Genomic DNA, 19,297 nt, shown 5'->3' with positions numbered 1-19,297 from the left:
GGGGCAGGGGATCACTTACGCACGGTGCGCTGTTCGATGCGTTTTTCGAACGTGCCGCAAATGACCCGGTCGACGTAGATGCCAGGGGTGTGGATTTGCGTCGGGTCCAGCTCGCCGGGTTCGACGATTTCCTCGACTTCCACCACGGTGATCTTGCCCGCCGTAGCGGCCAGCGGGTTGAAGTTCTGGGCGGTGTGGCGATAGATCACGTTGCCGAAATGGTCGGCCTTCCAGCCTTTGACGATGGCGAAGTCGCCGGTGATGGATTCTTCCATCAGGTACTGGCGGCCGTGGAATTCACGCACTTCCTTGCCTTCGGCCACGGGCGTGCCAACGCCGGTGGCGGTGAAGAAGGCCGGGATGCCGGCGCCACCGGCGCGCATTTTTTCGGCGAGGGTGCCTTGGGGGGTGAGCACGACTTCGATTTCGCCACTCAGCAGTTGCTGCTCGAACAGGGCGTTCTCGCCCACGTAGGAGGCGATCACCTTGCGGATCTGCCGGTCTTCCAACAGCACGCCGAGGCCGAAACCGTCGACGCCGCAGTTATTGGACACCACGGTGAGGTCGCGGATGCCCTTGCGCTTGATCTCGGCGATCAGGTTTTCCGGAATACCGCACAGGCCGAAGCCGCCGGCGATGACGGTCATGCCGTCCTTCAAGCCTTCCAGCGCTTGTTCATAAGAGCTCACGCGTTTGTCGAAACCTGCCATAGACACCTCTTTTATTCTTGATGGGGTCGCAATGAAATGCAGTGTTGCGCCAAGTCATATATTTGTTAAGTTGATTTTTAGATTGGATTGATTGATAAAACTCAATAATTGCCCTCGGAGCACAGCGACCATGACCCTCAAGCAGATCCGTGCCTTCCTCGCGGTGGCCCAGAGCCTGAGTTTCGCCGTGGCCTGCGAGCGGCTGCACCTGTCGCAATCGGCCCTGAGCCTGACCATCAAGGCCTTGGAAGAGGGCCTCGGCGGTCGTCTGTTCAGCCGTAATACCCGTAACGTGGCGTTGACCCCCGAAGGTGAATCCTTGCTGCCACTGGCTCGCCGCCTGGTAGCCGACTGGGACAACGCCGAGGACGAAATGCGCCAGCGCTTCACCTTGCAGCGCGGTCGCGTGACGCTGGCGGCGATGCCTTCGTTTGCCGGCAACCTGTTGCCGCCGATCCTCAAGACCTTCCGCGCCCGCTATCCGAATGTCAACGTCACGGTCAACGATGTGATCAACGAACAAGTGCTGGAAATGGTCCGTGATCGTCATGTCGAACTGGGCGTGGCGTTCGAGCCGATGCAGGGTTCGTCCCTGGCGTTCACGCCCTTGTACCTCGATCGCTTCGTCGCGGTGGTGCCGTTGGATTCAGCCTTTGCCCAGCGCGACGAAATCCACTGGGAAACCCTGCTGGAGCAGCCGTTCATCACGCTGCAACGACCCTCCACCGTACGGGTGATGCTGGAAGAGCATCTGCAGGCCCGGGGCATGAAGCTGCCGGTGGAGTTCGAGAGCCACCAGTTGGCGACCGTCGGACGGATGGTCGCCAGTGGGTTGGGGGTCAGTGCCGTGCCGGCTCTGTGCGTCGGGCAGATGCATGAGCTGGGTGCCCGTTGCATCACCTTGAGTGAGCCGGTGATCGAGCGAGCCATCGGGGTGTTGACCAAGCCGGGGCATGAACTGTCGGCGGCGGCGCAGGCGTTGTTCGATACGCTCAGGGATCAGGAATTGGGCACGTTGACCACAGGCGAACACTGACCCTGTGGGAACGATGATCCTGTGGGAGCGAGCTTGCTCGCGATGGCGGTGTGTCAGTCAATATCACTGCTGGCTGATCCGACGCCATCGCGAGCAAGCTCGCTCCCACAGGGGTGGGTGGGGCGGTTAGAACGGGTGCTGTGCCAGCAATGGCAGTAGTTGTTCACACGGCTCTTCAAGCTTGAGGTCCAGCAACTCATCGGCCCGGGTCTTGCCGCGGTTGATTGCCAGCAGCGGCTTGCCCTGGTCCTTGATGGCCCGGCACAGGCGAAACGCCGAATACGCCATCAGCGACGAACCCACCACCAGCAGGCCGTCCGCTTGCTCGACGGCTTGCATGGCGCGGGTCGCGGTGAGGGGGGCGACGTTCTCGCCGAAAAACACCACGTCGGGTTTCAACCGCTCGCCGCCGCAATGGGGGCAATGGGGCACTTGGAAGCGTGCCTCGAACGCGGGGTCGAGCAGGGTGTCGCCATCGGGGCCTGCACCGCATCGACACCCGCCAGGTAAGGGTTTGCGGTTTCCATCAACCGTTGAATCTGCTGTCGCTCGCTGCGCTGGCCGCAATCCAGGCACAGCACGCGATGCAGGCTGCCGTGCAGTTCGATGACGTCCTGGCTGCCGGCCTGGTCATGCAGGGTGTCGACATTCTGGGTAATCAGGCCGGTGATGCGTTGCTGCGCCTGCAACTCGGCCAAGGCTTCGTGAGCCACGTTCGGCCTGGCCTGCCTGACCCGGGGCCAGCCCAGCATCGCTCTCGCCCAGTAGCGCCGTCGTGCCTCGGGCTGGGCGAGGAACTCCTGGTACATCATCGGTTGTCGACCCCGACGGACCCCGTCGCTGTCGCGGTAATCGGGGATGCCCGAAGGGGTACTGATGCCGGCGCCGGTGAGCACCAGGAAGCGGCGCCCGGCGGTGTACGCCAGTAACTGATCGATGGGTGCCTGGTGAAGGTCTTCGGGCATGGGAGGTGTCTGCGCTGGCCTTGGGCCGTTGAGGTTAGCACCTGGATCGAGTCGACGCCTTTCGTCGCCCTGGGGCTGGTTTGTTCAAACTTTCCCCCGTGCCGCGCTATCCACTTTTATGTGCGGTACTTCAGAACCCCCGCATACCGAAGCCAAGCGCTGAGCAGCCAAGAGCGGCCGGTCCCGGGGGCGACCGCTCCTGGAACTGCCGAGAGAGGAAACGTATGAAGCGGACCAAGGGTGAAGTACGGGCCATCAATCGAGAGAGTTCAATGGTGGGTGTGTACGTGAAGCAAGAGGACCGCCATACGGTGCTGAAGCTGAGTTCAGCCAGTGACATCGATATTGGCGACATCCTGGCATGGGACAGCGGTACGGCCTTGGGTACCCAGTCATATCACAACCTGACCAAGGGCTGGACTGCCGATGTGTATGTGGCCAACCACGGTGTTGCGGCGGCGAACCTTGATGTCCAGTTGTGACGACGCCTTCAACCCGTGACCTTGGGAGAAAGAGCATGAGCAAATTAAAGTGCGGTTGCCCCGATTGCCAAGGCGAGGTGGATCCGCAACGGATGTTCAACCACTAATCCGGGTATCGGCGACAGGGTATCCGGACGCCGCAAGCCGGTCAGTGCGGTGGTGCAGGACAACGCCGGCAGCCCGCGCGTTTTGGCTTCCTGGAACGGCGCGAGGCCAGGTGACGAGACCGGTGCAATGGGGTGCCGGCGTTGCCTGGCCTTTGGCGGACAGCGTGGAAAGACACGCACTGTTTTGAATGTTGAAGCGGGGCAATTGTGGGAGCGAGCTTGCTCGCGATAGCGTCGGATCAGCCTGCATTGACATGACTGACACACCGCATCGCGAGCAAGCTCGCTCCCACAGGGCTGTCACTGGATGAAGTTTCGGTCTCGCCTGTTTAATAGCCTGTTGCACTAAAGACCACGGCGGCGGCGATATACATCAAGCATTGACCACTCGTCGCCGTTTGCCGTGTTTCCTTCAAACCTTGGCGGCGTCATGTTTTCCGAATAAGACGAGTCAGCAAGGCTCGTGGAGATCAACTAAACGAGGTGAATGAAATGGCTAACACAGGTAATAACAACCCTGGCAATTTCGCTAACGATCGTGAGAAGGCATCGGAAGCCGGGAAAAAAGGTGGCCAGGCGTCGGGTGGCAACTTCGCCAATAATCCTGAGCGCGCCTCCGAGGCTGGACGCAAGGGTGGCCAGGCGTCGGGCGGCAATTTTGCCAACGACCCGAAACGCGCCGCTGAAGCCGGTCGCAAAGGCGGGCAAGCTTCGGGGGGGAACTTTGCCAACGACCCTGAGCGGGCTTCGGAAGCCGGCCGCAAAGGTGGCCAGGCGTCTGGCGGCAACGTTGCCAATGACCGGGAAAAAGCCTCCGGGGCCGGCAGGAAAGGGGCTGAAAAAAGCCATGGCGGCGGTCGTGAATCGTAATGTCCCGTGGTCTCGCAGGTCCCGTGCCGTTGGCATGGGACCTGGTCCGACCGTGATATTAAAAATCGGGTATTGATGCCCGGCTTCACTGGTGTATTGATTGTTTAAAAGATAAGCGAGTGAGCCAGGGTTTCAATTAACCACTCGTCTTCTGTCTTGAATAAAAACCAAATGTTCAACTTCTTCAGACTTTCATGCTGCTCGAGCCATCTGGAAGTGATCGGTTCGATCATCGTGATGTTGAACAAAGGCGCCAAGGGCAAGATGGCTGAAGGCGCGGACGATGTCCGAGCCTGAAAGCAACCCCACCACGGGGGCCGACTTGGGTTCGGGGATGCAAGGTGACAAACTGTAAACCGATGGCGAAGGAGGCGACTCCCACGCCCGGTATTCCAAGCCATACCACGGCCAAGCCCCCTAAGGACATTCGATGGACCAGCCCACCTCCCGGATTCGATCGCCCTGGCGCACCTGGCTGAACCCCGTGCAAGAGAACTGGCTGTTGGGGGTCACGTTCTGGCTCGGGCTTGCGTTGGTGGCCGCGTTGTTGCTCTACAGTGGCTACAACGCCCTGATTGGCGCCAATCGTCAAAACCTGGGCTACGCCGTGCTGGGCGGTACATCGGGTTTTGCCGCCACCGCCCTGGGGGCATTGATGGCGGTGGTGCTGCGGGATATCTCGTCGCGCACCCAGGACATCATGCTGGGTTTCGCCGCCGGCATGATGCTCGCCGCCAGCTCCTTCTCATTGATCCTGCCGGGCATCGAAGCGGCGCAGGTGATTTGTGGCAATCAGCTGCTGGCCGCGTTTGTCGTCGTGGTTGGCCTGGGCTTGGGTGTGGCCCTGATGATCGGCCTCGACCGTTTCGTGCCCCACGAACACGAGTTGAGTGGACGGCGCGGTCCTGAAGTCGAGCGCATTAACCGTGTGTGGCTGTTCGTGCTCGCCATCACCTTGCACAACCTGCCGGAAGGCATGGCCATCGGCGTCAGTTTTGCCGACGGCGACTTCAAGGTCGGCTTGCCCCTGACCACCGCCATCGCTATCCAGGACATCCCCGAAGGCCTGGCCATTGCCATGGCGCTGAGGGTCACCGGTATCAGCACCTTGCGTGCTGCGCTCATCGCGGTCGGTTCGGGGCTGATGGAGCCCCTGGGGGCGGTGATCGGCCTGGGCATGTCGTCGGGCGTGGCCGTCGCATACCCCATCAGCCTGGGGCTGGCGGCGGGTGCGATGATTTTCGTGGTCTCCCACGAGGTGATTCCCGAGACCCATCGCAATGGCCATGAAACCCCGGCCACGTTGGGGTTGATGATGGGGTTTGCGGTGATGATGTTTCTCGATACGGCGTTGGGTTGAAAGACTCACCGATACCCTCCGTCAGCGTTTCGGCAAACGTCTGGAACATCCGGAATTTTCTCCGGGACAGGGTTGATGACATGGCGCCACTCCCGGTTTGATCACCCTATGTGCTCAAGGCCGGGTGGGTTGAATTGGCGATGTATACTCAACCCCGTGGATGACGTGAATCCGGGGTGGCGCGATCGTGCTGCGTTCGCTGATGCTGGCCGTTGTGCTCGTTCTGGCGGGGTGCGCCACGCCGCAGCGCGGTCAACAGGTCGCCCCGGTGGCGATTTCCCAGGACACTTGGCGACAGGTGGACCAGCAGCTCATCGCAGCCTCGAAAAGCGCCGTCGAGCAGGCGGCACTCTACGCCCGTGGGTCGATGGAGCATTGGCGCGTGTTGGTCTATGAGCGCACCGAGGTTGAATTCATCCCCTGGTTCAGCAGCTATTGGACCCAGGAGTGGCTGGCGGTGAAGGTCAGTTGGTACGCCGCCAGCGCCGAGGGCGAGACGGACTCCTCGGCCAGACGCCTGGCGGTTTACCTGCAAGAGCAATATCGCGAGCAGGTGCTGGAACCGGTGGCGGTGGAAATCGATCCCGAGGCGATCAGGGCCAACGCCACAGGCTACTACCTGCGCCAGCTCAATCAGCAGGTCCAGGTCATCGCCCTGCGGCATCGCATCCCGAACGAACTGATGAACCGACGCCTGCACGGCATCCCGGCCGTCCGCCTCGGCCCGCCAGCGGCGCGTGACGCTTCGTTGTACGAGATGGTCCACACCGAACCGTTGAACACCCTGCCGGCCTATGCGGCCCTGATCGATCACGTCAACAAGGCTGCAACCACAGGTGCCGGACCCTCGGAGGCGGTGATCGCCACGGTGGCGCAACGCACCAGTGAAAAAATCGAGGCCCAGTTCGCCACGCGTGGGGCAACCGGTGCGGCGGCGGCCGTGGCCGGGAAGGCGGCGGGGGCGTTGATCTCGGTGGGCGTGGCGGGCATTCGCGCGATCATCCACGAGGGCGAGCGGCCGGAAATGGAGGCGCAGATCCGCAAAAGCCTGAGCGCTGCGTTCGACGAGGCGTGGTTCAAGTCACTCAAGCATCCCCTCAGCGGGGTGATGGCACCGGTGTACTACCTGGACGAGGAAATAGAAGGCAACCTGGTGGAGGCGGACCTGGCCAATCGAGCGGTGGCATTGCCGGACATCAAGCCGTGACGGGGCGGTTCATTCTGATCCGAGGGTGACGCGACAACCCTTGCGATGGCGGATCTGCTCGTCCGATGGGCGTTCCTTGATGAACTCGAAGCGCGGCTCGCCTTCGCTGTAGATCACCAGCCATCCCCATTCCAGCTCGCTTTCATCCTGCCCGGGCTGGGGCGGCGAGGCCCACCAGGGTTCTTTTTGCATGATCTGACGCATCGTCTACTCCTGCCGATTGATCCTTTGAACTATAGACCGCTCGATGAAGACGCTTGCATCCTGTGGGAGCAAGGGTTGTGTGCCTGAAGCTTGATAATCAGTGTGCTCTGACCCCGCCCACCAGCGTCTAGCGTCTGTATCCCCGCACTCGAACGGGGAATGACTGGACCCCGCGCATATGCAAGCACTGTTGAACGAGATCCTCGATGCGGTTCGCCCCCTGATCGGTCAGGGCAAGGTCGCCGATTACATTCCTGCCCTCGGCACGGTGGTGCCCAACCAGTTGGGTATTGCCGTGTATGGCAATGATGGCGAGTTGTATTGTGCCGGCGACGCCGAAACGGCGTTTTCGGTGCAGAGTATTTCCAAGGTGTTCAGCCTGGTGCAGGCCATCGGGCATTCCGGCGAAGCGATCTGGGAGCGTCTGGGCCATGAGCCATCCGGCCAGCCCTTCAACTCCCTGGTACAACTGGAGTTCGAGCGCGGTCGGCCGCGCAACCCGTTCATCAATGCCGGTGCGTTGGTGATTTGCGATATCAACCAGTCGCGTTTCGCCGCGCCGGCGCTGTCGATGCGCGATTTTGTGCGCCGCCTGTCGGGTAACCCCCAGGTCATGGTGGACGGCAAGGTCGCCGAGTCGGAATACCAGCACCGCGCCCGCAACGCAGCGATGGCGTACCTGATGCAGTCGTTCGGCAACTTCCATAACGACGTGGAAGCGGTGTTGCGCAGTTATTTCAGCCATTGTGCCTTGCGGATGAGCTGCATCGATCTGGCGCGGGCATTCTGCTTCCTGGCCAACGACGGGTTCTGCAAACACAGCGGCGAGCAGATCCTCAGCGCCCGGCAGACCCAACAGGTCAATTCCATCATGGCCACCAGCGGCCTTTACGATGAGGCTGGCAACTTTGCTTATCGCGTCGGCCTGCCGGGCAAGAGCGGTGTCGGTGGCGGGATTGTCGCCGTGGTGCCGGGACGGTTTACCGTATGTGTCTGGTCGCCTGAACTCAACGCCGCCGGCAACTCCCTGGCCGGCATGGCGGCGCTGGAGTTGATGAGCCAACGGATCGGCTGGTCGGTGTTCTAGCTTCCTGGCGCATAAAAAAGGCCCGCTCCTGATTCAGGCGCGGGCCTTTTCGTTAGGGGATATCAGCAGAGGCGGTCGATGACCCGGACCTCGGAAGTGTTCTGCATCGACTGCCAGGCCTGGGTCAGCGTTTGCAACACGCGGCCCATGAAGTCTTTGTCAGCCGCGGCCTTCTTGCCGACGTAGCCCTGGCCACGGCGGTACATCTTCAGCCGGGCACACAGTTCTTGCGTGTTCTTTTCGAACTCGTCTTCTTGGGTGTAGGGCGACAGGCAGTCCATATGGACCTGGCCAGTCTTGCTGATCCACAGGATATGGCTGTCGAGTGTGTCCTTGTGTGCGGCGAACATGCGAGCCAGTTCATCAATAGATGGTTGATTATTCAGATTCATGTGTAAGCCCCTTGACCATTTGGTTGATCTGTCTGGTGGTTCGCAAAAACTTCGCTACTCGGTAAGTGCCTGCCTGCTACCGAAACCAGGCCGTCAGCGTTCGTCCGTCGAACTTCGACGGGGTCGTGCATCGGTTGTGTAGTGTTATCGAAGGGCTGCTACGCAAATGCGCTACAACGAAGAGAAACAGCGAAGAATCATCAGGCAGTGTCAACTTTCGAGGGTCGACCACGCGCGTCATGAGGATCTTCGCCGACGTTTCTCGTCCTTGTTACCGGACGATCATGCCAGGTCAGCACCTTCAATCTGCCTTGTGGGCAGTCCCTGTATCCAAAAAACAGCTCGGCGGTCAGACGAGCTTGCTCAAACAGTTGCCTGTACTCCCGATCGGGGAGACGTCTGCATCATGCAAGGGCAAATCGGAGGCGTCAACGGTTTTGTAGTGATTATTTTTGTTCACTACATATTGTCGGACAAAATGGTTTGGGTATGAGAATTTCCGGTCAGACACACAATCAATGTGGGAGCGAGCTTGCTCGCGATGGCGGTGTGTCAGTCAATTATCTGATGGCTGATTCACCGTCATCGCGAGCAAGCTCGCTCCCACAGGGGAATCAGGTGGGCTGATTTTTGTTGGCCTTGCGCGGTGCGCCGCCGGTCTTGCGCTTGGCTGGCTTGCGTTTGTTTTTCCATGGCGTTGCGCCACGCCCGGCGGGGCTGGCCGGGCCGCTGATGGTCAGGCTCATGCCCTGGCAGCGGGCGACGTGCTTGCTCATCCAGGCGGCTTGCCGGGTCACGAATTCTTCCAGGCTCATTTCACCGCTTTGCACCATGTCCAGGGCCTGCTCCCAGATGGCGGTGGTGCCCGGGTCGGCGATGGCCCGGGGCACGGCGTCGATGAGACTGAAGGCCGCCGGTGTGGCGGACAGGGCCTTGCCGTTCTTCACCAGGTAACCGCGGTCGAGTAGCCCCTGGATGATCGAGGCTCGGGTCGCTTCGGTGCCGATGCCGGTGGTGTCCTTGAGCTTCTGCTTGAGCAACGGGTCTTCCACCAGTTTGGCGACATTCTTCATCGCCTTGATCAGGTCGCCTTCAGTGAAGGGCTTGGGCGGCTGGGTCCATAGGTCCTTGGGTTTCACCTCGTCCACCGTGCAATCGCGACCTTCTGCCAGTGCCGGCAAGGTTTGCGGTGCCGGTGCTTCACGGCCCTTTGCCGGCGCCAGCGCTTCGGGCAGGGCGCGTTTCCAGCCGGGTTCGACGATCTGCTTGCCCACGGCACGCAGCGTCTGGCCGGCACAGTCGAAGTCGGCCTGGGTCCGGTCGTATTCGTGGTTGGGCAGGAACTGCGCCAGGTAGCGCGCGCGAATCAACGTATAGACCGCACGCTGCTTGCCGGCGAGTTTGTCGAGGTTCCTGGCGGCGGCGGTGGGAATGATGCCGTGGTGGGCACTGACCTTGGCGTCGTTCCAGGCCCGGGATTTGCGCTGCGGCTGCAAATGCTCGCGCAGCGGCGCGAGGCTCGGGTCGGCCTGGGCGAGGGCGGCCAGGATGGCCGGTGCTTCGCTGTGCTGGCTCAAGGGCAGGAAACCGCAATCGCTGCGGGGGTAGGTGATGAGCTTGTAGGTCTCGTAGAGCGACTGGGCAATGTCCAGGGTTTCCTGGGCGCCGAGGCCGAGTTTCTTCGAGCAGACTTCTTGCAGGGTGCCCAGGTCGAAGGGCAACGGTGCCGCTTCGCGCAGGCGTTCGGTACGCACCTTCAGTGTCCGGGCGGTGGCGGCGTTGCCCATGGCCTGGGCCGCGTCTCGGGCCAGGGCCTGGTTCAGGCAGCGTTCCTGGTCGTCGCAGGCATCCGGGTCGGCGCGCCACTGGGCGGTGAACGCCGTGCCTTCATGGCTGAGCTGCACGTCGATGGCCCAATAGGCGACCGGCACGAAGTTGGCGATGCTGCGGTCGCGGTCCACCACCAGTCGCAGCGTCGGCGTCTGCACGCGGCCTACCGGCAACACGCCCTGGTAGCCGGACTGGCGCCCCAGCAAGGTGAACAGGCGACTCATGTTCATGCCGATCAGCCAGTCGGCCCGGGAGCGGCCCAGGGCCGAGTGATACAGGTTGAAGGTTTCGACGCCCGGCTTGAGGGCGGCCAGGGCCTTGCGGATCGACGCTTCGTCCAGGGCTGACAGCCATAGCCGTCGGATCGGTCCGCGATACCGGCAATGCTCCACCAACTCCCGGGCGATCATTTCGCCTTCGCGGTCGGCGTCGGTGGCGATCACCAGTTCCTTCGCTTCCCCAGCAGGCGCTTGACCGCCTTGTACTGGCTGGCGGTTTTCGGCTTGACGGTCATTTTCCATTGCGCAGGCACAATGGGCAGGTCGGCCAGGACCCAGCGCTTGTAGCGCGCGTCGTAGGCGTCGGGTGGGGCGGTTTCCAGCAGATGGCCGATGCACCAGGTGACCGTGATGCCAGGACCCAGCCAGCAACCGTCGCCACGGCGCGTGGCACCGAGCACCGCGGCGATGTCCTTGGCCTGGGACGGTTTTTCACACAGGTACAGCTGCATGGCGCCCTTTTCCTGAGCAGATTTCATGGGGCTGTAGCATGGTCATGGATGCGCACAAGGGCAAGTTTTATCTGTATGGATATACAGATAAAAGCGTTGCGCTGCGTTGCCAAGGGGTGTCTGGCGAGACATTCGGCCGTTCTGTCGGCATGCAGAATGAATTTCTCGCAGGGGTATGGCTCATAACTTCAAGGCGGTTGAAACCGCAAAGAAGGTTTATGAGGTCAAGGAGAGTCACTTTCATGAATTCGATGCCCAATGGCAACGGCCAGGCGACTACGCGTTTGATTCTCGTGGTGGAAGATGATCCGACTATCCTGGAGTTTCTCTGTGAAATCCTCGAGGAAGAAGGATTTGTCGTGGAGCCTCAGAAAAGCGCTGACGATGCCTTGGAGTTCCTCGAAAGGAGCGCCCATTTCGTCGATCTGTTGCTCACCGACATTACCATGCCCGGCAAGATCGACGGTGCCGACCTGGCCAACCTGACCGGAGACCGCTGGCCGCAGATCCCGCTGCTGATCATGTCCGGCTTCGAAACGCCGGAAAGCGCCGGGATCAAGCACCACGCGTCGTTCATCGCCAAGCCCTGGGCCCTGGGCCAGATGCTGGATCTGGTGGAGAGCACGGTGAAAAATCACGCGATGCACTGAGTAATCCCAGAGGGTGGCGGCGGCCAGGCACGTTTGGGTTGCAAGCGGCGATGGGCTCCATGACAATGCGAGTCATTATCAGTCGCGAATTATTCCATTGCCATGCCCGCCAACGATCTGTCCCTACGCAGTGCTGTCGACGTTCTGTACAGTGATCATCACAATTGGCTCCAGGGCTGGTTGCGCAAGCGCTTGGGCAACACGTTCGATGCCGCCGACCTGACCCAGGATACGTTTGTGCGAGTCATCAAGGCGCGCACCGCGCTGGATATCCGCGAGCCGCGACCGTACCTGTCGATGATCGCCAAAGGGCTGTTGATCGACCTGTTTCGCCGGCGCTCGCTGGAGCAATCCTACCTCGAAGCCTTGGCCGCCATGCCGCAAGAGCAGCACCCATCGCTGGAAGAGCAGGCGATCCTGCTCCAGGCCCTGATGGAGATCGACCGTCTGCTCCTGGGGCTGGGGCCGCGCGTCAGGCAAGCGTTCATCCTGTCGCAGTTCGATGGCCTGACGTACCCGCAAATCGCCGAGCGCCTGGGCGTCAGCGTCCGCACGGTCAACAACCACATGGCCAAGGCCATGGAACATTGCTGCCTGATGCAAATTCAATTGCAGCTTTCATGAACCTGCCCCCCGACGAGTTGCAAGCCATCCGCGTGGCGGCGCGGTGGTATGCCCGGCTGCATTCCGGTATTGCGACCGACGCGGACCGGGCCGATTGGCGCACCTGGCTGGCTGCCGATCCCTTGCACAGCCAGGCCTGGCAGCGCATGGCCGCGGTGGCCGAGCAGATGGCGAGTGTGCCGGGTGCCCTGGCGGCACCGACCCTGAGCGACACCCACCAGCGATCCCGGCGCCAGGTGTTGCGCAGCGCCTTGCTGCTGACGTCCGCCGGCGGCCTGGGCTGGCTGGGCTGGCGCAGCCAGGCAACCCAGAACCTGTTTTGTGATTACCGCACCGCAGTGGGCGAGCGTCGCGCGTTCCAGCTGGCCGATGGCAGCACGGTCCTGCTCAACACCGACACCTCGATCAATGTTCGTTTCGATGGGCAGCAGCGGCGCCTGGAGCTGTTGCGGGGCGAGGTGCTTGTGACGACGGCGGTCGATCCCTTGCGACGTCCGTTCAAGGTAGTCACGGGGCCGGCCGAGGTACTGGCGCTGGGCACGCGGTTTATCGTCCGCAGCCAGGCGCGGGGCGGCGAAGTGGCGGTGCTGGAGAAAGCGGTCGAGGTGAGCCTGTTGGCAAGTGGCTCAAGGATGCGGGTCGAAGCCGGCCAGCGCCTGGATTTCAACGAACAGTCGTTGGGGGCGCTGCGCGGCAACGATGTGTCGGTCGGTGCCTGGCAGAAGGGAAGCATCATCGCCATTGACCGTCCCCTGGCGGCGCTGCTGGAGGAACTGTCGCGCTATCGCCCCGGTGTGCTGCGTTGGGATCCGGCGATTGGCGACTTGAAGGTTTCCGGTGTGTTTCCCGTCGATAACACCGATCTCGCCCTGGCCGCGCTGGAAAGCGGCTTTTCGTTGCGAGTGACCCGCTATAGCCGATTCTGGGTCCAGGTCTCCGCTGGCCATCGGCGGTAATGCTACGCAATAAAAAAATCAGCCCCTGCACTTTTCGTCCCCATCGTTCGGCTCTTCCTCAGTGAGTTTTTATCGACCGTTTTGGGGAGGGGAAATATGACGTGGGTGAGCGCGCCAGGCCGTCTGGTGTTTGCAGTGAAAATCAGCTTGCTGGCGGTCACGACCGCCGGCGTCACGGTCGTGAACGCCAGCCCGGTTCCAGCGGCTGCGGCGCAGCAGCGCGCGGTGCAGGCCTACGATATCGGCGCTGGTCGCCTGGTGGATGTGCTGACCCGTTTCTCCAGCGCCGCCGGTGTCGCCATTTCGTTTGAGGCCCGGCAACTCGGGGACTTGCAATCCCCCGGCCTGAAGGGGGATTTCGGCGTGGGCGACGGCTTTGCCCGCATTCTTGGCGGCAGTGGCCTGCAAGCCGCCCTCCAGGCCAACGGCACGTACGTGCTGCGCCCCGCGCCGGTCAGCGGTTCGGCATTGGAATTGGACGCCACCACCATCGAGGCACAGCGGCTCGGGGCGACCACCGAGGACAGTCACTCCTACACGACGGGGGCGGTCACCATTGGCAAGGGGAGCACTCCCTGCGCGAAACGCCGCAATCGGTGACGGTGATTACCCGCAAGATGCTCGATGACCAGAACCTCAATACCATCGATCAAGTCATGGAAAAGACCCCCGGCATCACCGTCTACGACTCTACCATGGGCGGCAAGTATTTCTATTCCCGCGGGTTCCGCATGTCTGGCCAGTATCAATACGACGGCGTTCCGCTGGACATGGGCAACAGTTATGTCCAGGCCGACAGTTTCAGCAGCGACATGGCCTATTACGACCGGGTCGAAGTGCTGCGCGGCGCCGCCGGGATGATGAAGGGGGCGGGCGGCACTTCCGGCGGCGTCAACTTCGTTCGTAAGCGCGGCCAGGCCACGGCGCAGACCGAGCTCAGCCTGTCCGGGGGGACCTGGGACAATTACCGCGGGCAGGTCGATACCGGTGGCCCGTTGAATGACGCCGGCACCGTGCGGGGCAGGGCGGTGATCGCCGAGCAGAGCCGGCATTATTTCTACGATGATGCCCGGCGCAAGGACCAGATCTACTACGGCGCCCTGGACTTCGACCTGTCGCCCGACACGACGCTCGGCCTGGGCGTTGCCTATGAGGACGTCGATGCAAGCCCGTGCTGGGGCGGGCTTCCGCGCTACCGGGACGGCAGCGATCTGAAACTCAGCCGTTCCACTTGCCTGGACCCCTCGTGGAACACCTGGCGCAGCCAGCGGACCACGGTGTTCGGCGACCTCAAGCATCAGTTCAACGACGACTGGGCCGTGAAGGTCGCCGGTGTCTATACGAAAAATACCCAGGACATCAAATACGCGTTTGCATCGGGCTCGGTGGCGCCAGGCACTTCGACCACCAACATGCTGGGCAGCATGTATGACTATGACCAGGTCGATTACGGCCTCGACGCCTATCTGGACGGCAAGTTCGACGCCCTGGGGCAGCAACATGAGTTGATCGTTGGTTTCAACGCCAGTCGTTCGGACAAGGATGATTTTTTCTCGGTGGCGCTGTTGCCGCAGAAGCAGAATGTGTTCGATCCGGACCGACATATTCCCGAGCCGGACGACAGTTACTTCATCGAAAACTCGACGCGGGGAGGTCCGGTCAAGACCGTGACCGAGCAGCAAGGCATGTATTCGACCCTGCGGCTGAAACTGGCAGACCCCTTGACGTTTGTCGTCGGCAGCCGGGTGAGCTGGTACAGCTCCAAGACCGACTCGGTGTTCCTCACGGGCGGTACGGAGCACGCCAGGAGCACGGAGACGGGGCAAGTCACGCCGTTTGCCGCCGTGTTGCTGGACCTCAATGAGCACCTGACGGCCTATGCCAGCTATTCGGATATCTTCACGCCCCAGGGCAACTACCGCTCCGAAAGCGGCTCGGCACTCAAGCCCCTGGTGGGCGAGAGTTATGAGCTGGGGATCAAGGGCGAGTGGTTCGAGGGACGCCTGAACAGCGCCTTCAACCTGTTCCGCACACTGCAGAAAGACCAGGCCCAGACTGACTACAACTCCAGTTGCGCGTCCTCGGACGGTTACTGCTACGAGAACGCTGGCAAGGTGCGCGCCCAGGGTTTCGAAGCCGAAATCAGCGGTGAAGTCATCGAGCGCCTGCAACTGCTGGCCGGCTACACCTACACCCAGACCAAGACCCTCGACGACATTGACACCAGCCTCAACGGCGGCTCGTTCAACAGCTACGTGCCGCGCCATGTGCTGCGCCTGTGGAGCGATTATGCCCTCGGCGGGGCGTTCGAACGGTTCAGTGTCGGTGCCGGGGTCAATGCCCAGAGCGATAACTTCCGCGTATCGCCGGCGACGGGCGAGAAGATCACCCAGGCCGGTTATGCCGTGTGGAACGGCCGTGTTGGCTACCGCATCGATGACACCTGGTCGGTGGCCCTCAATGGCAACAACCTGTTCGACAAGCGCTACTACACCACCATCGGCACCGAGAGCTTCGGTAACTATTACGGTGAGCCGCGCAACTTCACCATGACCTTGAAGGGGCGCTTCTGAACTGGTGGCGAGGGCGCCAATGCCCTCGCCACGGTTTTGCCCTCAGTTGGTATCCAGGTCCACGTTGCGGGTTTCCCGCAGGCAGATCATGCCCACCACCAGGCTCACCCCGGTGATCACCACCGGGTACCACAGCCCGTAGAAAATATCCCCGGTGTAGACCACCAGGGCAAACGACACGGTAGGCAGGAAGCCGCCGAACCAGCCGTTGCCGATGTGGTAGGGCAGGGACATGGAGGTGTAGCGGATCCGGGTCGGGAACAGTTCGACCATCAACGCCGCCAGCGGTCCGTAGCACATCGCCGAGATGATGATCAGCGCAACGATCAAGGCCACGATCATCGGCCGGTTGATCTGCTGGGCGTCGGCCTGCTGCGGGTAGCCGGCCAGGGTCACTGCGCCGCGCAGGGCGGCTTCGTCGTAACCTTCGAGTTTCACGTCACCGACGCTGACCTGCACCGCGCTGCCGGCCGGGGCCGCGACGCTGCTGTAGGGCAGGCCTTGCTTGACCAGGAAGGTCTTGACCTTGTCGCACGGGCTGTCGAAACGCGCCTTGCCCACCGGGTCGAACTGGAAGGTACAGGTGGCCGGGTCGGCGACCACGGTGATTGGCGCCTGGCGGCTGGCCTGGTCGATGGCCGGGTTGGCGTAGTGGGCCAGGGTCTTGAAGATCGGAAAGTACAGGGCAGTCGCCAGCAGCAGGCCGATCATCAGCACCGGTTTGCGCCCGACCTTGTCCGACAGCCAGCCGAAAAAGATGAAGAACGGCGCACCAATCACCACGCTGACAATCAGCAGGCTGTTGGCCAGGGCCGGGTCCATCTTCAGAAACTGGGTGAGGAAAAACAGCACGTAGAACTGCGCGGCGTAGAAGGTCACCGCTTGCCCGGCATTGATGCTGAACAGGGCGATCAGCACCACCTTCAGGTTTTCCCATTTGCCGAAGGATTCGCGGATCGGCGCCTTGCAGCACTTGCCTTCTTCTTTCATTTTCAGGAAGGCCGGCGACTCGTGCAGGCTCAGGCGAATCCAGGTGGAGATGCCCAACAGCAGGATCGACAGCAGGAACGGAATGCGCCAGCCCCAGACTTCGAACTGATCGCCAGTGAAGTAGCGACAGCCCAGCACCACCAGCAGCGAGAGCAACAGCCCCAACGTGGCGGTGGACTGAATCCAACTGGTATGGAAACCGCGCTTGCCCATCGGTGCATGCTCGGCGACATAGGTCGCCGCGCCGCCGTACTCGCCGCCCAGGGCCAGGCCCTGGAGCATGCGCAATACCACCAGAATGATTGGCGCGGCGATGCCGATGCTGGCGTAGTTGGGCAGCAGTCCGACGCAGAACGTCGCCAGGCCCATGAGGATGATGGTGGCCAGGAACGTGTACTTGCGCCCGATCATGTCCCCCAACCGACCGAACACCAGTGCCCCGAACGGCCGCACGATGAAACCGGCGGCGAAGGCCATCAGGGCGAAGATGAACGCGGTGGTGTCGTTGACCCCGGCGAAGAACTGCTTGCTGATCACCGCCGCCAGGGCGCCATAGAGGAAAAAGTCGTACCACTCGAACACCGTCCCCAGGGACGAGGCGAAGATGACTTTCTGGGTTTCCTGGCTGGTGCCGGCGCTGCGCGTGGCTTCCAGGGGCTGAACATGCTCGGACATAGCGGTATCCCTCACAGTGATTGTTTTTGTTGTTCCACTGCGACGCCGGGGTGGCGTCTCCTGATTTGACACACTTTCCTTGAATCGACTCACCCCCTTGTGGGAGCGAGCTTGCTCGCGATGACGGCGCCACATTCAACTTGTGGGTGACAGACAGGCCGCTATCGCGAGCAAGCTCGCTCCCACAGGTGGTTCTGTTGTTCTTCAGACCGTAGCAGGTGTTTTTTCGATGTCGGTGTTCCTCGTCGCGGGGTTGAGCATCATCTGCGCCGCCTTCTCGGCAATCATCAGCGTCGGCGAGCAGGTGTTGCCCGAGGTGATGCGCGGCATGATCGAGGCATCGGCGATGCGCAGGCCCTTGATGCCGTGGACGCGCAGTTGCGCATCCACCACCGCGTCGCGATCCTGGCCCATGCGGCACGTGCCAACCGGGTGGAAAATCGTCGTGCCGATCCGGGCGGCGGCCTGGTGCAGTTCCTCTTCGGTTTGCAGGCTGGGGCCCGGCAGGTATTCCACCGGTTTGAACGCGCTCAGGGCCGGGGCCGCGACGATGCGACGGGTCAGGCGGATGGCGTCGGCGGCGACCCGCAGGTCCTCGGGGTGGCTCAGGTAGTTGGGCTGGATCAGCGGCGCTTCGTGCGGGTCGGCCGAACGAATGTCCACCCGACCACGGCTTTGCGGGCGCAGGTCGCAGACCGACGCGGTGAACGCCGGGAAGCTGTGCAGCGGTTCGCCGAAGCGTTCCAGGGACAGCGGCTGCACGTGATATTCGAGGTTGGCCGAGGTCTGTTCCGGGCCCGAGCGGGCGAACGCGCCGAGTTGGCTGGGGGCCATGGACAGCGGGCCGCTGCGGTCGTACAGATAGCGCAGGCCCATGCCCATCTTGCCCCACAGGGTGCCGGCGATCTGGTTCAGGGTGCGGGCGTTTTCCAACTGGTAGATCAGCCGCAGTTGCAGGTGGTCCTGCAAGTTGCCGCCGACACCGGGCAGTTCATGGGTCACGCCGATGCCCAGGCGTTGCAGCAGGCTGCGCGGGCCGATCCCGGAGCGTTGCAGGATCCCCGGCGATCCCACGGCCCCGGCGCACAGGACGATTTCCTTGCGGGCCTTGAAGGTCATGCCCTTGCCTTGCCAGCGCGCGCTGACAGCGTGGGCGCGGTCGTCACGCAGCAACACGCGGTCGACCTCGACGTCGGTCAACACCGTGAGGTTGGCGCGCTGGCGAACCGGCTTGAGAAACGCCTTGGCCGCGTTCCAGCGCACCCCGGCTTTCTGGTTGACCTGGAAGTAGCCACAGCCTTCATTGTCGCCGCCGTTGAAATCGTCGACGTTGGGGATGCCGCTCTGCTCGGCGGCGCTGCGGAAGGCATCGAGAATCGGCCAGGACAGGCGCTGGCGTTCGACCCGCCATTCGCCGCCGGCGCCGTGAAATTCGGAGGCGCCGGCAAAGTGGTTTTCGCTCTGGCGGAACAGCGGCAGCACGTCTTCCCAGGCCCAGCCGGGATTGCCCTCGGCGGCCCAGCCATCGTAGTCCGCAGCCTGGCCGCGCATGTAGATCATGCCGTTGATGGAGGAGCAACCGCCCAGGACCTTGCCGCGCGGGTAGCTCAGGGCCCGCCCTTGCAGGCCCGGTTGTGCTTCGGTCTTGAAGCACCAGTCGGTGCGTGGGTTGCCGATGCAGAACAGATAGCCGACCGGGATGTGAATCCACGGATAATTGTCGCGTCCACCGGCTTCGAGCAGCAGCACCCGGTGTTGCGGGTTGGCCGAAAGCCGATTGGCCAGCAAGCACCCGGCAGGGCCGGCGCCCACGATCACGTAATCGTATTCATCGACGACAGGTTGCATT

15 protein-coding genes and 3 pseudogenes are annotated in these 19,297 nt (G+C 62.2%); 11 read left to right on the top strand and 7 right to left on the bottom strand.

The window, feature by feature from the left end:
• Nucleotides 1-11: 11 nt before the first annotated feature.
• On the bottom strand, nt 12-710 hold the full coding sequence (locus tag ACZ5M5_RS20580) for a CoA transferase subunit A (RefSeq protein ID WP_060741476.1): 699 nt from the start codon (nt 708-710) through the stop codon (nt 12-14).
• Between the two features lie 130 nt (nt 711-840).
• On the opposite strand from ACZ5M5_RS20580, the gene ACZ5M5_RS20575 reads away from it, so the two are divergent.
• Nucleotides 841-1,746: a LysR family transcriptional regulator gene (locus ACZ5M5_RS20575; protein WP_060741477.1), complete on the top strand. Its 906-nt coding sequence runs from the start codon at nt 841-843 to the stop codon at nt 1,744-1,746.
• A 126-nt stretch (nt 1,747-1,872) separates the two neighbouring features.
• Here ACZ5M5_RS20575 and ACZ5M5_RS20570 read toward each other — a convergent pair.
• A pseudogene (locus tag ACZ5M5_RS20570) lies at nt 1,873-2,711 on the bottom strand (NAD-dependent protein deacetylase).
• Nucleotides 2,712-2,935: 224 nt separating this feature from the next.
• Between ACZ5M5_RS20570 and ACZ5M5_RS20565 the strand changes: the two are divergent.
• The 5 genes from ACZ5M5_RS20565 to ACZ5M5_RS20545 all read left to right on the top strand — a co-directional run bounded on the left by ACZ5M5_RS20565 (nt 2,936) and on the right by ACZ5M5_RS20545 (nt 6,737).
• Nucleotides 2,936-3,193, top strand: a complete 258-nt coding sequence (locus ACZ5M5_RS20565) for a hypothetical protein (RefSeq protein ID WP_060741479.1) — start codon at nt 2,936-2,938, stop codon at nt 3,191-3,193.
• A gap of 599 nt (nt 3,194-3,792) precedes the next feature.
• A complete protein-coding gene (locus tag ACZ5M5_RS20560; protein WP_060741480.1) occupies nt 3,793-4,170 on the top strand; it encodes a con-10 family general stress protein in 378 nt (125 codons plus the stop codon).
• Between the two features lie 171 nt (nt 4,171-4,341).
• Nucleotides 4,342-4,467, top strand: coding sequence for a hypothetical protein (locus ACZ5M5_RS20555; protein ID WP_256587282.1), 126 nt, complete (start codon nt 4,342-4,344; stop codon nt 4,465-4,467).
• Between the two features lie 133 nt (nt 4,468-4,600).
• Complete coding sequence (locus ACZ5M5_RS20550) at nt 4,601-5,530, top strand: ZIP family metal transporter (RefSeq protein WP_103311356.1); 930 nt, start codon at nt 4,601-4,603, stop codon at nt 5,528-5,530.
• A 187-nt stretch (nt 5,531-5,717) separates the two neighbouring features.
• On the top strand, nt 5,718-6,737 hold the full coding sequence (locus tag ACZ5M5_RS20545) for a hypothetical protein (RefSeq protein ID WP_464737904.1): 1,020 nt from the start codon (nt 5,718-5,720) through the stop codon (nt 6,735-6,737).
• A gap of 9 nt (nt 6,738-6,746) precedes the next feature.
• Here ACZ5M5_RS20545 and ACZ5M5_RS20540 read toward each other — a convergent pair whose 3' ends face one another.
• Nucleotides 6,747-6,941, bottom strand: coding sequence for a hypothetical protein (locus tag ACZ5M5_RS20540; RefSeq protein WP_053123348.1), 195 nt, complete (start codon nt 6,939-6,941; stop codon nt 6,747-6,749).
• A gap of 178 nt (nt 6,942-7,119) precedes the next feature.
• On the opposite strand from ACZ5M5_RS20540, the gene glsB reads away from it, so the two are divergent.
• Nucleotides 7,120-8,028 (top strand): glutaminase B, encoded by a 909-nt coding sequence (gene glsB / locus ACZ5M5_RS20535; RefSeq protein ID WP_060741483.1) that lies wholly within the window; start codon nt 7,120-7,122, stop codon nt 8,026-8,028.
• Nucleotides 8,029-8,090: 62 nt separating this feature from the next.
• Here glsB and ACZ5M5_RS20530 read toward each other — a convergent pair whose 3' ends face one another.
• Both ACZ5M5_RS20530 and ACZ5M5_RS20525 read right to left on the bottom strand, forming a co-directional pair.
• On the bottom strand, nt 8,091-8,420 hold the full coding sequence (locus tag ACZ5M5_RS20530; RefSeq protein ID WP_060741484.1) for a hypothetical protein: 330 nt from the start codon (nt 8,418-8,420) through the stop codon (nt 8,091-8,093).
• Between the two features lie 614 nt (nt 8,421-9,034).
• A pseudogene (locus tag ACZ5M5_RS20525) lies at nt 9,035-10,980 on the bottom strand (DNA topoisomerase III).
• Nucleotides 10,981-11,222: 242 nt separating this feature from the next.
• On the opposite strand from ACZ5M5_RS20525, the gene ACZ5M5_RS20520 reads away from it, so the two are divergent.
• The 4 genes and pseudogenes from ACZ5M5_RS20520 (at nt 11,223) to ACZ5M5_RS20505 (ending at nt 15,783) form a co-directional block, all read left to right on the top strand.
• Nucleotides 11,223-11,630: a response regulator gene (locus ACZ5M5_RS20520; protein ID WP_060741486.1), complete on the top strand. Its 408-nt coding sequence runs from the start codon at nt 11,223-11,225 to the stop codon at nt 11,628-11,630.
• 102 nt (nt 11,631-11,732) lie between these two features.
• Nucleotides 11,733-12,254, top strand: coding sequence for a sigma-70 family RNA polymerase sigma factor (locus ACZ5M5_RS20515; RefSeq protein WP_060741487.1), 522 nt, complete (start codon nt 11,733-11,735; stop codon nt 12,252-12,254).
• Nucleotides 12,251-13,210: a FecR domain-containing protein gene (locus ACZ5M5_RS20510; RefSeq protein ID WP_464737903.1), complete on the top strand. Its 960-nt coding sequence runs from the start codon at nt 12,251-12,253 to the stop codon at nt 13,208-13,210. Before ACZ5M5_RS20515 ends, ACZ5M5_RS20510 begins: the two co-directional genes overlap by 4 nt.
• Before the next feature lie 96 nt (nt 13,211-13,306).
• A pseudogene (locus ACZ5M5_RS20505) lies at nt 13,307-15,783 on the top strand (TonB-dependent siderophore receptor).
• Between the two features lie 42 nt (nt 15,784-15,825).
• On the opposite strand, the gene ACZ5M5_RS20500 reads toward ACZ5M5_RS20505, so the two are convergent.
• Complete coding sequence (locus ACZ5M5_RS20500; protein WP_060741490.1) at nt 15,826-17,448, bottom strand: MFS transporter; 1,623 nt, start codon at nt 17,446-17,448, stop codon at nt 15,826-15,828.
• Between the two features lie 204 nt (nt 17,449-17,652).
• Nucleotides 17,653-19,296 carry a GMC family oxidoreductase gene (locus ACZ5M5_RS20495; RefSeq protein WP_464737902.1) on the bottom strand — a complete coding sequence of 548 codons (1,644 nt, stop codon included), beginning with the start codon at nt 19,294-19,296 and terminating at the stop codon, nt 17,653-17,655.
• Nucleotide 19,297: the final 1 nt, after the last annotated feature.

It is taken from the genome of Pseudomonas sp. Van50 (genome assembly GCF_055390755.1).
Note: the sequence above shows the minus strand (reverse complement) of the source record. Positions and strands in the feature narration are given on the sequence as shown.

Coding starts and splice junctions, on each gene's coding strand:
- ACZ5M5_RS20580 (WP_060741476.1), bottom strand. CDS start 710: ATGGCAGGTTTCGACAAACGCGTGAGCTCTTATGAACAAGCGCTGGAA.
- ACZ5M5_RS20575 (WP_060741477.1), top strand. CDS start 841: ATGACCCTCAAGCAGATCCGTGCCTTCCTCGCGGTGGCCCAGAGCCTG.
- ACZ5M5_RS20565 (WP_060741479.1), top strand. CDS start 2,936: ATGAAGCGGACCAAGGGTGAAGTACGGGCCATCAATCGAGAGAGTTCA.
- ACZ5M5_RS20560 (WP_060741480.1), top strand. CDS start 3,793: ATGGCTAACACAGGTAATAACAACCCTGGCAATTTCGCTAACGATCGT.
- ACZ5M5_RS20555 (WP_256587282.1), top strand. CDS start 4,342: ATGTTCAACTTCTTCAGACTTTCATGCTGCTCGAGCCATCTGGAAGTG.
- ACZ5M5_RS20550 (WP_103311356.1), top strand. CDS start 4,601: ATGGACCAGCCCACCTCCCGGATTCGATCGCCCTGGCGCACCTGGCTG.
- ACZ5M5_RS20540 (WP_053123348.1), bottom strand. CDS start 6,941: ATGCGTCAGATCATGCAAAAAGAACCCTGGTGGGCCTCGCCGCCCCAG.
- glsB (WP_060741483.1), top strand. CDS start 7,120: ATGCAAGCACTGTTGAACGAGATCCTCGATGCGGTTCGCCCCCTGATC.
- ACZ5M5_RS20530 (WP_060741484.1), bottom strand. CDS start 8,420: ATGAATCTGAATAATCAACCATCTATTGATGAACTGGCTCGCATGTTC.
- ACZ5M5_RS20520 (WP_060741486.1), top strand. CDS start 11,223: ATGAATTCGATGCCCAATGGCAACGGCCAGGCGACTACGCGTTTGATT.
- ACZ5M5_RS20515 (WP_060741487.1), top strand. CDS start 11,733: ATGCCCGCCAACGATCTGTCCCTACGCAGTGCTGTCGACGTTCTGTAC.
- ACZ5M5_RS20510 (WP_464737903.1), top strand. CDS start 12,251: ATGAACCTGCCCCCCGACGAGTTGCAAGCCATCCGCGTGGCGGCGCGG.
- ACZ5M5_RS20500 (WP_060741490.1), bottom strand. CDS start 17,448: ATGTCCGAGCATGTTCAGCCCCTGGAAGCCACGCGCAGCGCCGGCACC.
- ACZ5M5_RS20495 (WP_464737902.1), bottom strand. CDS start 19,296: ATGCAACCTGTCGTCGATGAATACGATTACGTGATCGTGGGCGCCGGC.